This window comes from Paenibacillus sp. JNU01, assembly GCF_059130585.1.
This window is the reverse complement of sequence record NZ_CP169723.1, coordinates 6,768,898-6,782,652: the sequence shown is the minus strand read 5'-3', so window position 1 is coordinate 6,782,652 and position 13,755 is coordinate 6,768,898. Positions and strand designations below refer to the sequence as shown.

Annotated in this window: 12 protein-coding genes; 6 read left to right on the top strand and 6 right to left on the bottom strand. The window is 47.6% G+C overall.

What is annotated here, in order from left to right:
* Window positions 1-4: 4 nt before the first annotated feature.
* From NLBNIHML_RS29970 to NLBNIHML_RS29945, 6 genes are read right to left on the bottom strand one after another with little or no spacing between them, the layout of a single operon-like run.
* On the bottom strand, window positions 5-583 hold the full coding sequence (locus tag NLBNIHML_RS29970) for a histidine phosphatase family protein (RefSeq protein ID WP_494353409.1): 579 nt from the start codon (window positions 581-583) through the stop codon (window positions 5-7).
* On the bottom strand, window positions 580-2,799 hold the full coding sequence (locus NLBNIHML_RS29965; protein WP_494353408.1) for a class I SAM-dependent methyltransferase: 2,220 nt from the start codon (window positions 2,797-2,799) through the stop codon (window positions 580-582). Before NLBNIHML_RS29965 ends, NLBNIHML_RS29970 begins: the two co-directional genes overlap by 4 nt.
* A gap of 43 nt (window positions 2,800-2,842) precedes the next feature.
* Window positions 2,843-3,661: a phosphotransferase family protein gene (locus NLBNIHML_RS29960; RefSeq protein WP_494353407.1), complete on the bottom strand. Its 819-nt coding sequence runs from the start codon at window positions 3,659-3,661 to the stop codon at window positions 2,843-2,845.
* 14 nt (window positions 3,662-3,675) lie between these two features.
* Complete coding sequence (locus NLBNIHML_RS29955) at window positions 3,676-4,266, bottom strand: GNAT family N-acetyltransferase (RefSeq protein ID WP_339260711.1); 591 nt, start codon at window positions 4,264-4,266, stop codon at window positions 3,676-3,678.
* Window positions 4,267-4,274: 8 nt separating this feature from the next.
* Window positions 4,275-4,721 carry a RidA family protein gene (locus NLBNIHML_RS29950; RefSeq protein ID WP_339241983.1) on the bottom strand — a complete coding sequence of 149 codons (447 nt, stop codon included), beginning with the start codon at window positions 4,719-4,721 and terminating at the stop codon, window positions 4,275-4,277.
* Window positions 4,722-4,738: 17 nt separating this feature from the next.
* On the bottom strand, window positions 4,739-5,620 hold the full coding sequence (locus tag NLBNIHML_RS29945) for an AraC family transcriptional regulator (RefSeq protein WP_494353406.1): 882 nt from the start codon (window positions 5,618-5,620) through the stop codon (window positions 4,739-4,741).
* Between the two features lie 127 nt (window positions 5,621-5,747).
* Here NLBNIHML_RS29945 and NLBNIHML_RS29940 point away from each other — a divergent pair, with 127 nt between their 5' ends.
* From NLBNIHML_RS29940 to NLBNIHML_RS29915, 6 genes are all read left to right on the top strand, one after another.
* On the top strand, window positions 5,748-7,037 hold the full coding sequence (locus NLBNIHML_RS29940; RefSeq protein ID WP_091016948.1) for a Gfo/Idh/MocA family oxidoreductase: 1,290 nt from the start codon (window positions 5,748-5,750) through the stop codon (window positions 7,035-7,037).
* 119 nt (window positions 7,038-7,156) lie between these two features.
* Complete coding sequence (locus tag NLBNIHML_RS29935) at window positions 7,157-8,974, top strand: sensor histidine kinase (RefSeq protein ID WP_494353405.1); 1,818 nt, start codon at window positions 7,157-7,159, stop codon at window positions 8,972-8,974.
* Complete coding sequence (locus NLBNIHML_RS29930; RefSeq protein ID WP_494353404.1) at window positions 8,946-10,505, top strand: response regulator; 1,560 nt, start codon at window positions 8,946-8,948, stop codon at window positions 10,503-10,505. Before NLBNIHML_RS29935 ends, NLBNIHML_RS29930 begins: the two co-directional genes overlap by 29 nt.
* Before the next feature lie 116 nt (window positions 10,506-10,621).
* The gene (locus tag NLBNIHML_RS29925; RefSeq protein ID WP_339243034.1) at window positions 10,622-11,536 is read left to right on the top strand and encodes a carbohydrate ABC transporter permease; all 915 of its coding nucleotides are present in this window, start codon (window positions 10,622-10,624) and stop codon (window positions 11,534-11,536) included.
* Window positions 11,537-11,541: 5 nt separating this feature from the next.
* Window positions 11,542-12,381, top strand: coding sequence for a carbohydrate ABC transporter permease (locus tag NLBNIHML_RS29920; protein ID WP_339241973.1), 840 nt, complete (start codon window positions 11,542-11,544; stop codon window positions 12,379-12,381).
* A gap of 39 nt (window positions 12,382-12,420) precedes the next feature.
* On the top strand, window positions 12,421-13,749 hold the full coding sequence (locus NLBNIHML_RS29915; RefSeq protein ID WP_494353403.1) for an ABC transporter substrate-binding protein: 1,329 nt from the start codon (window positions 12,421-12,423) through the stop codon (window positions 13,747-13,749).
* Window positions 13,750-13,755 lie beyond the last annotated feature (6 nt).

Genomic DNA, 13,755 nt, shown 5'->3' with positions numbered 1-13,755 from the left:
CCTGTCACTCCCACAATCTTGTTACCTGGATCAACTTGTGCATTTCGTCAAACTGCAACTTATAGATATCCGGCATCGTAGTCTTCTCCCAGAAATCATAACCGTAGGAAGCATCATAGTGTTGAAAAATAAGCGTCATCACGTCTCCATGGGTTCCGATGAGTACCTTGTGACCCGCATGTTTATCCAGAATTCTATCGATCACCGCTACCGCCCTTGAGCGAGCCTGTTCACCAGACTCTCCTCCAGGATATGCATACGTAGGGTCGCGGTACAATCGCTGCTTGGCTTCACGAAAATTATCATGCTTCACATCCGAACTCGACAACTGGCGTTCACGCAGATCTTCCTCTGTCACCACAATTCCACCTGACCGATCTGCCAGAATCTGAATTGTATCCACCGCTCGCCTATACGGGCTGGAATAGAACAGTTGAATCTGCTCCCCTTGGAGCAGACTGGCAACCGTCCCTGCATCTTGATGACCTTGTTCTGTCAGCCCACGCTCGCGCTCTTGTCCTTCAACATACCTAGACTCCGCATGTCTGACAAAATACAAAAACGTACTGGCCTCGCTCATCATCCGTCCGCCAACCCCTTCTTCTCAATGACAATCAGGCAGGTACTGTCCGGCAAAGGCGCAGGGGAACCATCTTCCTTCATGAAGATCATTCGTTCTCCAAGTGCTTCCGTATAACCCTCCTGAAGGAAATGTTCGAAGGTGATCATTTCGGCTTGTTCGCCCAGCGCTTCTAGAATACAGTTCTTATAGTCGGTCGGCGTAAAGATACCGAACTGTTCCTGTATCTCATGTACATATGCCTCTTCCCCCCACGTATAGGTGTAGAGAAATTCCATCGCATCGTTGATTGGCATGACGACCTCGTTGTCTGATATTCGTTCATATTGAATTGCACGTCCCTGAAAATCCTCTGCATACCGCTCCAGCCATCGCATCCCATCCGGTTCCAGGAAACGAATCCGGCGCTTTTGCGCCTCGGGTTCACTCATGATGCCATCCCGAATCAGAATTCTTCCTCCAGGTGACAGTACACGGAATGAACTTCTCAGCGCTGCTACAACCGTATCGGAATTAAATCTTCGACCGTCCAGTTCAATATATGAATATAACTCATGCAGAATGGATGAGAAAATGACCGTATCCACGGAGCCTGGCTGCACATATTGCTCCAGTTGCAGTGCATCGCCCTTCATCACTTGCCAGCGATGTCCCTCACGCTGCTTTTTGCGCTCCAGCGCTTCAATGACATTGGCTGAGATATCGATACCGATCGGCTCCACTTCCGGTTTTTCCTGCTCAATCAGATCCAGCAGAATCCCTCCACCTGGACCAATATCAAGTACCCGTTTACCGACAATATAGTCGAGCAGTACTTTTTTATAATCACCGGAGCTGTTCATATCGGACAAATACGTTTCTTCGTTGTGGAACCGGTCATAGGCATCCCGCCGCAATCCGAACAGGTCAAATAACAGCAGCACAGCCTTCTCATATAATGGTGACTTTTCCGCTTCAATACAGAATGCGATGAGCTTCTCGGCAGCGGGGGAAAATTCGAAGGTCACGAATAATGTATCCGGCAGATCCACATGACGCTCCATGCGATGGGTTAGATGGGGATAGACGATCTGCTCCCCTGCCGCAATCTGTTCCCACGTGTATTGTTCCAAATATTTTTCAATCATTCGTTTCTTGTAAATATTGAGCTTTTTGACCCCTTTGTAGTCGTAATACATCGTATTCATCAATGGTTCGAAGCTGATATGGCGGACTATATCAGACTGTTTCTCGATGGATGTTGGAGTCATACTCTCGCTACGTAGCGTCAATAGGAACACTTTCACCATCTCCTGCAACGAGAAATCCTGCATGGCCGACTCTACATACCACAGCGTACGATGGGCCAGCGGAGCCAGTATCTGTTCCACATCCAGTTCCGTCTGAAGTTTGGCATAAGCCGTATCCATAGCTTCTCCCTTCCGGATGGATGAACTTCTTAATCGGGATAACCGTTCCTTCACGCTCCAGTCCTCATGATCCGGTCCAGCAATAATCCAGCCTACAATTCGCTGTACCTCAGCCTGAACCTGAAACCATAACGCTGGATCAACGCCTGCAATAATGCACTCATTTAATGCCAACAGTATGGTGTGCAGTTCTTCTGTAGTAAGCCATCCTTTGGCGATCAAGTCGTGCAGCGGAGCATTCTCGGCAAATGGAATCTCCCCGCGTATGTATTGACCAATAAGTCCATGCGTAGCAATTAGAGTACGAATAACCTCATGCCTTGGTGTGTGTGAAGTCAACACAGCATGCTTGCTTATATCCGCGTTCTTACTTAAGGCATCGCTCAGAGAACCAGGTTGATTTATACTCGTTCCCCCGCTCTTACTGATGTCATTATCCAAGTGGTTTGCCCCTATGTATAGATCGTATAACTGGGCGGACCCCACATTGTGCACAAACAGATTAACGCCCTGCTTCTGCCATACACGCCGCTGCTCACGTGATCCGGCCTTTGCTGTCTCTGACCAGATTAGAACCTCCTCCAGAATTTCTCGCACCCAAAAAGAAACCTGAAGCTTCTCCAGCACACGCAGTGTACGCTCGGTGTAATCCAGCACCGGATTCGTTCCCTCAAGTTCCGCGATGGAATGAATGCGTTCGAGGTTAATATGGGGTTTCTCTGCTGCTGCCAGCAGTTGCAGCCACGGCTGCTGGGCCTCCGGCGTGTTACCTGACTTGTATGATTGTATGGCCATTAATGATTGCAGCATGAATTCGTCCCCTCTCGTTCTCTACCCTACCTATATTATATCGTTATTCGTCCAACAGACGAAGCCGTTCCTGAACCAACTTAAGCAGATGTTCCACCTCTTGAGGAGGCAGATCCTCATCAAGACGCGCGGCAGCAACGGGAAGCATCCAGGATTCGATTGATTCACGTGTAATCCCGGACAGTTGCATATAATGATGCATGTAATATTCAATCAGCGACTCACGAGCCGTTTCAAACCCCATTCGTACAGCAGGCTCTGTATTCTCCGGCAAAGTGCTGCTCATTAATATTACCCAGCTTCGAGCCGCATCACCCGCAGGATCTCCTGACATACCAGTCATCCAATCGATAACCCAGTATTGATCGCCAGCATCACTGAGCATAACATTATCGGGGTGAAAATCGCCATGACAGATTTGCTGTTGATCAGGCAATATTGTTAAGTATGAGAGGATTCGCGCTTGATCACCCTCTGATAATAATCGAACATTGCGAATTGCTCCGGATAGAATCTGCTTTTGGGAGGGCAGTGCTCCTTCATCATCTCGTTCGCAATGAAGTCTGTAATGGCAGTCAGCCATTTTAAACGCCAGCTGCTCTAGTAACTCCGGTTGCTGAATGATAAGGGATAACAGGGTAATCCCCTGGATTCGCTCAAAAACAATGCCAGCACGCGACGTAGTATGTTCTATCAAGGATATTGCTTGTGGGACGGGTAGTCCTTTTTTGTAAGCCAACTCACTTATTCTAAATTCATTTTGGACTGCTTCGAATGGAAAATCCATTCGATATAGCTTCATAATGTGCTCGTTCGAATACGCATAGATTTCCGCAGTTCTTCCCTGACCAATTCGCTCCATATCTACCCGCCCTTTTACTCGAACTCAATTCCTCTGACTTTAGAGAAAACCATATAATCGACCAAAGTACCTGTACTATTCCGCCGCATCTTGCGTAGTGTGCCTTCCAGTGTATAACCCGCCCTTTCAGCTACTTTGGCACTTCGCACATTACGCGCATCACAGCGTATCTCCAGACGGTTCGCCTCCAGATGCGTAATGGCAAATTGCTCAATGCCTTTCACCGCTTCCGTCATCAACCCCTCACCAGCTCGTGAAGTTCGAATCCAGTAACCAATCTCGAAACAACGTGCATTCCAGTCGATGCGATGTAACCCGCTGCTGCCTACCAATTCATCCGTGTGTCTGTCTCGCAGATGAAGCATCAGGTCGGTACGTTCCAGATATTTCAGTCTTGCTCTGCGAACAGTCATCTCGGACTCTTCCAATGACGGGATCTTCTCCGCAAAAGGTAACCACAACCGCAGCTGCTCCGCACTTTCACGGACCGCTTCATTGACTGCCGCACCGTCCCCCCACTGCGGGGCACGAATCGTGAGGCGTTCCGTTTGGAAGCTCTCGGGAATCGTTAGCATAATTGGATTAAATGAAGACGATTCTGTCATGGTTAGATCTACTCCTCTACTTGAAATATGGAGTCAATGATCAAGGGCAAATTGTCCCTAACAGATACGGCACCAAATACCGAACGAGCATGTACACCCTGATCCCCGAATACCTCCATCATCAGATCGGAGAATCCATTCAGGACTTTATGATGTTCCTGGTATGAAGCGGACGCATTGATAAAGCCCTGCACTTTAACCACTCTCTTCACCTGATCCAGTGAACCCAGCACATCTCGAACGACAGCGAGCACTTCCAGTCCGGCATTCCGGGCAAAATCATATCCCTGCTCAGTTGTGAAGTCTGATCCCAGTTTGCCACGTTCCGAGGTATCAGGTCCTTTCCCGGATACATACATGATGCCATTAACAATAACAGCATTGGCATATTTCGCCGCAGGGGCACTGGCCTGTGGCAAAGTGATCCCCAGTTCATTTAATCTCGCTTCAATCATCATATACTCGCTCCCTCTCATAAGGTCCTCACGGAACCCGATTCCTTGTTTTCCTGCCTGTAAACTCTTGGTGATACCTGTACGGTTCGCTTAAACATCTTGCCAAAATGAGAGAAGTTACTGAAGCCGGCAAGCCAAGCAATATCCGTAATAGATTCCTCACTTTCCCGCAGCAAACGCTGTGCTTCCTTCACCCGTAACAGATTCAGATAATCACTGAAGGTAAAGCCCGTCGTTTGTTTGAACAATCGACTCAGATAATGCGGACTAATGCGAAACATCCCCGCCACCTCCGGTAGTGTCAGTGGCTTCTGATAATTCTCATTCAGGTAACGAACAACGGCCTGTGTCTTGGGATGAAGAACCGGCTCACGATCATCGGAGCATAACCTGCCCAGATGCTGATTACGATGGGCATGAAGCAACAATTCAATAGCCCGGTGACGAAGTAACAGAATGCTTCCCGGTTGAGGACGAAGCATCTCATCGACCATTTCGCTAACCATCCGCTGCAATACCTCCGTGACCTGTGAAGGAAACCTTACAATAGGAATCTCCCAGCAGAAGGGCTCCTTCAAGGCTTCGACTAACTCCGCTGAAATAGCCATGGCTGCAAAAAGCTCAGGCTTCAAATACAATACCATGCGTTCATGGTCGGGCATGCCACTCTCCAAGGTTTTATGAACCGTATTGCGGTCAACAAACACCAGGTCACCAGCCTTTACCCGGTAGGTCCGATCCTTGATGAAATAGATACGCTCGCCAGACAACAGGTAATACAACTCATAATGATCATGCAGGTGGTCATCCGTCATCGAGAAATATCCAATGCGACGATCATATTCAATATGTAATAAATCCGTGGGATCATGAAAATCTGCACTGAAAGGTTCTGTCATGTCGGCCTCTCTCCTTTCCATAAATTATAGCAAAATATGCGGCATTTGAAAGCGGTTACGCATAAAATGCGGCGAAAGAAGTACTCCCTTGTTATAGTCTAAAGCTATATTCAAGGAGGCGATAGACATGAGTAACAAGAAACGTTATGTATTAGTCGGAACCGGCGGCCGCGCCGAATTCTTTTATGGTGCATTAACCCGGGATTACAGGGATACTTCCGAGCTTGTCGGCTTTTGTGATATAAATCAAGTCCGCATGAACTACGCGAATCAATTGCTGAAGGAAAAGTACGATTATCCAGAGGTACCCACCTATCCTGCGGATCAGTTTGATCAGATGATTGAGAACGAGAAGCCTGACTATGTCATCGTAACCAGCGTTGACCGTACCCATCACAAGTACATCATTCGCGCGATGGAACTGGGTTGTGACGTTGTCACCGAGAAACCAATGACGATCGATGAGGAGAAATGCCAGGACATTCTGGATGCAGTCAAGCGCACTGGCCAGAACGTCAGAGTTACCTTTAACTACCGTTATGCGCCGCACCATACGAAGATTCGGGAACTTATTCTGAATGATACCATCGGAAAAGTCACGTCCGTTCACTTTGAATGGCTGCTGAATACACGCCACGGGGCAGATTATTTCCGCCGTTGGCATCGGGACAAGCGTAATAGCGGCGGACTGCTCGTGCACAAATCCACCCATCACTTCGATTTGGTGAATTTCTGGATCGGCTCGCAGCCAGAGACCGTGTTTGCATTCGGTGATCTGATGTTTTACGGCAGAGAAAACGCAGAAGAACGCGGTGTAACACAGTTCTACAATCGAGCAACCGGTAACCCAATCGCGAAGGAAGATCCTTTTGCACTGCATTTGGATTCGGATGCTCATATGAAGTCCATGTATCTGGATGCCGAATCGGAAGATGGTTATCAGCGGGATCAAAGCGTATTTGGGGATGGCATTAACATTGAGGATACGATGGGTGTGCTTGTGAAGTATCGGAGCAAAGCCATTCTGACGTACTCCCTCGTTGCCTATCAGCCATGGGAAGGTTACCGCATTGCCATTAACGGCACCAAAGGCCGGATTGAGATGAACATTGTGGAGCAATCCTATGTCAATTCATTAGGTGACAAAAGTAAGGAAGGTGCTCTGATCGGTAAAACGTTGCGGGTCCTTCCGATGTTTGGTGCGCCATATGAGGTTGAAGTGGAGGAAAAAGCAGGTGGACACGGCGGTGGTGACCCGGTGCTGCTGAATGATCTGTTCGGAGAGCCTGTAGAAGATCCGTTCCATCGCGCAGCTAATCATGTGGACGGTGCCAGATCCATTCTGACGGGCATTGCGGCCAATCGCGCCATCGCCACGGGCTTGCCTGTCAACGTCAACAATCTGGTTCGTTTCTAAGTCTCCCAGGTCTTCACTACATTATTAATTTTTTTTAAAGGCTGCGCATATCACGCAGTCTTTTTTATATTTTTATAATTACTCTGCGCTCAAGTCGACTCGGTAGAAGGAGGAAATCCATGTTCTTCTCTTTAAAAAACCGCCTGATTGCCTTTATCGTTGTCCTGTTTGTCCTCGCTTTTGGCACACTCTCCTACCTGCTCTTCAAGGAATCACGCACGGTCATTCGCTCTTATATCGAATCCTCTGCTCTTGAGAAAATGGAGGAATACGGTTCATACGTAGACATGGTACAGATGCAGATCTATGATGTTGCCTCACTTGTTTTCAATAGTGATATGGGCAAGAACTGGGATAACGCGATCAGTGATCCTAACCTTCCGGAAGGAGAAAAGATGCTGGCCAACCTCGCGATGAGCCGTTTCCTCACTCAGGCAACCAACAGTTACACCAGTATCTCGGATGTATCCATCTATCGACGGAATGGACTGCGAATTGGCAGCGAGAATCAGGTAACATATGACCCTGCCTTTGTACAAGAATCCTGGTACACGAATTTCTATACATTGGGGGAACGCTGGTTACCTGCACACACCGATCAGCATGAACGTGTCATAGATCATGGCAATCCGGTGGTCAGTCTGCTGATGCCTATTGGCACCTTTCATCATGCTACAGCGCAGAATGTCATGAAGGTGAATGTCAGTGAATCCTACTTTCTGGAGCCGCTCCGGCGTATCCACCTAGCGGAGAATAGCACTATTTTTCTACTGGGCGAGCAAGGAAATCCCATTCTGTCACAGCAGGTAGACACGTTAGGTGCTGTAGCTACCGCAGAGATCGATCGATTTCGAAACAGCCCGCTCAAATCCGGTGTGGCATACCTCACCAACCAGGAAGGACAGCGAGACATCCTTGTATTCAAGAAACTGGGCCGCACCGGCTGGATGTTGGCAGGTCTGGCACCTGAAAAGGAAATGTATCTCTCTCTCCATAAGCTCCAAAGCACGATTGTGGTGGTGACAATTGTCCTAATTCTGGTCTCCCTCTTGGCGGCCGCATGGTTATCCCACGGCGTAACCAAACCTTTGACCAGACTGGTGCTGGCGATGAGACAGGTGCAACGAGGTGCTTTTGACCAAGCGGATTCACTTCTGCCTCCAGATAAAAATGTAAAGAGTGAGATCAGTTATGTCATCTTTACCTTCCGTTATATGATCAGTCAGCTGCGGCAGCATATCCAGAATGAATTCGAGCTGAAGCTGCTTCGCCAACAAGCAGAGTATAAAGCACTTCTCATACAGATTAATCCACATTTTATGTTCAATACCTTGGAACTGGTAAGCAGTCTTGCCATTCAGCGTAGAACAGAAGATACGGTTCAGGTCATTGAGGATTTGGGTAAAATGATGCGCTTTTCCATTAACACCAATGACGATCTTGTTCCCCTAACCGAAGAACTGGATTATGTGCAGCGTTATATCTCCATCTTACAGACTCGTTTCGGTCATAAGCTCAACATTTCGATAACAAAGGAAGGCACACTGAACGCCTTGGTCATCATCAAGTTTATATTACAGCCACTTATTGAAAATGCAGTGAAATACAGCTTCCAGCATCAGACAACAGCTCAGGTTCAGATTCGAATCAATCGGCTAGATGATCGTCTGCATATCCGCGTTTCCGACAACGGACCGGGTATTCCAGCAGAGATAATCCATAACATGCATCACCCTGATGCTTCCCCCTCATTGGAATCCATTTTGCTTAATGAAGGCTGGCATATTGGACTGGGCAATGTGATTGCTCGTTGCCGCCTACATTACGGTGCCTTGTTCACGGTTCATATGAAGAACGATGAGAGCAGTGGTGCATGTATTGAACTGACTCTACCCGTACAGGAGGAATATGATGTACAACGTATTAATCGCAGATGACGAGATCGAAGTTCGCGAAGGATTAAAATTGAAAGTCGATTGGCACGGCATGGGCTTTGTCATAACAGGGGAAGCGTCTAACGGGATCGAAGCGGATGAACTTTTACAATCTGAACATTTTGACTTGCTGATTACCGATATGAATATGCCTGTCATGGATGGCATCAGACTTTTGGATGCCTGCCGCAGTTATAACCCTTCCATTCAGATTATCATTATCACGGGTTATGAAGATTTTCAATATGCCAGAGCGGGGGTCCGCAGCCAGGTGATCGATTATTTACTGAAGCCAGTAACCCGGGATGAATTGAAAGCCACATTAGGCAAAATCAAAGCGGAACTGGATGAACAACGTAAAATTCGAGTCGACTCCGAATTGCTGCATTGGCGACTCTCTCAGTATTACCGGGAAATGAAGGAACGTTTCCTTCTTGATCTCGTCAAAGGTAATCGCCTACCGCCTTCCTCCATGCCAGAACGACTCCGATTGTTCCATCTCGAATCATGGCAGGATCAGAAGGTCTGTTTCATCACCGCGAGTATAAGTCACTCGGACAAGCCGGATATTCGAAAAGATCGATTACCCGAGCAGATGCATCTTCCTTTCGAGATGGTATGTTATGAAATCGCCCGGTCTGATTCAGACAATGTCCAGGTATTTCATGATTCGGTACACGCAGGCATCATGCATTTCATGGTACAAGATGGTATGCAGCATGAATTCATCCAACAGCTCACGGAACATACGGCATCCGTTTTTTCCATGGAACTCAAGATTGGGATGGGACTTTCTGTATCCGGACTTGAGCACTGGAAAGAAGGTTATATCCATTCCCTTTTGGCATGGAATTCAGCTGAACGGGCTGTCAGCGGGCTGAACCCTCAGGCTGGAACAGACTATAGTCCATTACTGCCTGAAGAAACGACACGCACGCTGCATCGTTGCCTCATTCGTGGAGAACTGGACTCCTTCCGCAGCATCATCCATAAGGAAATTCACGAGGCATTCCAGCTCTCTCCTTCTCGAATGACAAGAACTATTTTTCAAATTTCACTGTTGATGGATTTTCCAATGGCCCCGGAATGGATACTGTGGCTTAAGACGCCAGATCAAGCAGAACGCTTATTAATGCAATGGGCTCAAGACTTCCTGGGTCAACAACTTCCTTCGGAAAATGGGGATGGGACGGTTATAGAGTTAGCCAAGCGATATATCGAAGAGAACTACATGCAGGAGCTCACGTTGACGTTACTCGCTGAACGATTCAACTATTACCCTACCTATTTCTCCGAATTGTTTAAGGAAGGGGCAGGTACCTCTTTCGTTCAATATGTGACGGGTGTTCGGATGAAACATGCTTTGCAACTGCTGAAGGATACTCAATTAACGGTATGGGATATTACTGAACTGACAGGTTTCAGTTCGCCAAGTTATTTCAGTTCGAAATTCAAAAGAATGTTCAACATGAGTCCTTCAGACTATCGGTTGCAGCATTCCGAAAAAATCGATAATCATGATCCGAAGAAATAAGATTCAAGCTTCTCTCCTTCCCCGGTATGATGTGGTTACCCATAGAACGACACATGTTGTAAGCGGATTCACAGGGGTTAACCATGAATTTTATCGATTCAGAAGGGAGGCACATGATGAAAAAACAGACCAAGCCCTTATACGGTCAGCAGAATACCACAGCCTACTTGTTTCTTCTGCCCTGGCTGATCGGACTCTTCTGTCTGACACTGGGACCGATGATTGCGTCCCTATACTTATCCATGACCAAATTCAATCTGCTGTCATCACCAACTTGGACTGGACTTAGCAACTATGTTCACATCTTTACCGAGGACGATACCTTTCGCAGGTCCCTCGGGCTGACATTTTATTATGTCTTTTTATCCGTTCCTCTAAGGCTTGCCTTTGCTCTAATGGTGGCAATGGCGCTGAACAAAGGAATTCGAGCCCTCGGCATCTACCGGACCGTATATTACATCCCTTCCCTCTTGGGCGGTAGCGTCGCAATCGCAATCGTCTGGCGTCAACTTTTTGAGGGGAACGGACTGGTCAACCAGTTTCTAAGCTGGTTTGGCATCTCTGGTCCGTCCTGGATTGCACATCCGGATTATGTGGTTTATACCATCATCACGCTATCCGTGTGGCAATTTGGGTCTGCCATGGTCATCTTTCTTGCGGGTCTGAAACAGATCCCGGCAGACTTGTATGAAGCTTCCGATGTCGATGGAGCGGGAAAGATACGTCAATTTTTCGGAATCACCCTGCCCATGCTCTCCCCCGTTATCTTTTTTAACCTGATCATGAGCATGATCAATTCATTCCAGGCGTTTACACCCGCTTACGTGATCGGAGATGGCCGCGGGGGTCCACTCGACGCAACAATGTTCTATACCTTGTACCTGTATCTGAAAGGTTTCTCGTTCTTTGATATGGGTTATGCTTCGGCTCTGGCTTGGATCATGTTGGTCATTATCGGCGTATTCACCGCAATCGTCTTTGTTACATCCCGATTTTGGGTGTTCTACGGGGATAATCAGGAAGGGAGGTAATGCATATGCCAATCAAACGACAACTGGTTCAGGCCGGGAGGCATGCCGCCATTATACTTTTCGGTCTGCTGATGTTATATCCTGTACTATGGTTAATTCTCAGTTCGTTTAAACCGAACCATCTCATTTTCACCAGTGGCAGTCTTTTGCCAACCAGCTTCACGCTTGAGCACTATATTAATGGCTGGAAAGGTCTGCAGGGCATCTCCTTTGGCCGTTTCTTCGGCAACTCCGTGCTGATCTCGGTCATGAGTGTGCTGGGTAATGTGATCTCCTGTTCCCTTGCAGCCTTTGCTTTCTCCAGATTGAAGTTCAGATTCAAAGGCCTGTGGTTCAGCATGATGTTGATCACAATTATGTTGCCTTACCATGTTACTCTGGTGCCCCAGTACATTCTCTATAATGAGCTTCAATGGATTAATACGTATTTCCCGCTGATTCTGCCCAAGTGGCTCGCGCAGGATTCCTTCTTCATCTTGCTCATGGTTCAATTCATACGCGGTATACCGCGGGAACTGGACGAGAGTGCAACCATTGACGGTTGCGGACAATCACAGATCTTTTTCAGAATCGTAGTGCCCCTGCTCATTCCGGCACTGATTACAACAGCGATTTTCACCTTCCTGTGGAGCTGGGATGACTTTTTCAGCCAGATGATCTATCTGAGCAAAATTGATCTGTTCACCGTGCAGCTGGGCATCCGGTCTCTCTTTGATCCCTCAGGACAATCCGATTGGGGAGCATTGCTCGCCATGTCTACCCTGTCACTGCTTCCCGTGACCATCATCTTTTTACTGTTTCAACGATATTTCCTTGAAGGCATTGCGACAACAGGTCTGAAGTAACAACACGTTTCTCATTATCCATAGTCAGGGGGATTCACCATGTTCAAACGTTTCATGATCGGTATAATCACTTCACTTTTGTTATTCGTAACAGCTTGCTCTGGAACAGACCATACAGGTGCTACTAATAATACAGGCGACGGTAATAACAATGGAACTACCGAGGGCGGACAGGTCGAACTTCGCATCATGTGGTGGGGTGACCAGAAACGGGCAGATATTACGAATGAAGCCCTGAAGATCTTTCAGGCAAAACATCCGGATATTAAAATTTCAGGTGAATTTGCACCCTCCTCTGGATATTTCGACAAGCTAAATACCCAGTTGGCATCAGGCACAGCACCGGATATCTTTTTCCTCGGTGGAAATGTCGTTGATTATGCCCAAAAAGATGTCCTGCTTAACCTGGACCCCTATGTTGGCAACGAACTGAATCTCGACGGTATGGATGAAACGATGATCGAATACGGACGTCTCGACGGGAAGTTGCAACATATCTCTGCCGGTGCGAACGCACGGGGAATTGTTGTTAACAAGGCACTCTTTGAGAAAGCCGGCATGCCTTTGCCAGCTGCGGATTGGGACTGGGCGGACTATGCCACCATCAGCAAGGCGTTATCCGACAAACTCGGGGACGGCTTCTATGGAACCTATAATTTCACCGTCGACGGGATGGATATTTTTCTCAAACAAAGGGGTAAACAACTATATGACATGAAAAACGGTACACTCGGATTCGCCAAGGAAGACATTCTTGAATGGTTCCAGTATTGGGAGAAGACTTCTGCATCCGGCGGTGTAGTCACACCGGAATTGCAGGTTTCTAACCCGCATGATGATACCAGTAAATCCCTGTTGATCACAGGCAAAGCAGCCATGACTCTCCTACCATCCAACCAGCTCGCTGCATTCCAGAGCTTGACGGAAGATCCTTTGGTTCTTCTCCCTGTACCACGAGGTCCTAAAGGAACGGGAGTTGTATTTGAATCCAGTCAGGGATTATCAGGTTACGCGAATACCAAACATCCGAAGGAAGTGGCAATGTTAATGGACTTCTGGATTCATGATCCGGAAGCAGCCAAAATCCTCGGTAATGACCGCGGCGTGCCCGTTACGGAAGCCAATCGTACTCTTCTTCAGGAAGGTGCAGGCCCTGTGGAGGAGATTGTCTATAACTATACAAATCTTGTCTCTGAAGCTACGAAGACTGAACCTTTTGACGTAAGCTACAACCCGCCGGGATTTGCAGAGTTCTCCAAGTTAGCTCAAACGACGAATCAGGAGATCGGATTTGGACGAAAAAGTGTGGAGCAGGCTGTCTCCGACTTCTATAACGGGACCGTTCGCATCTTTGAGTCGAATCAATAAGCAGAG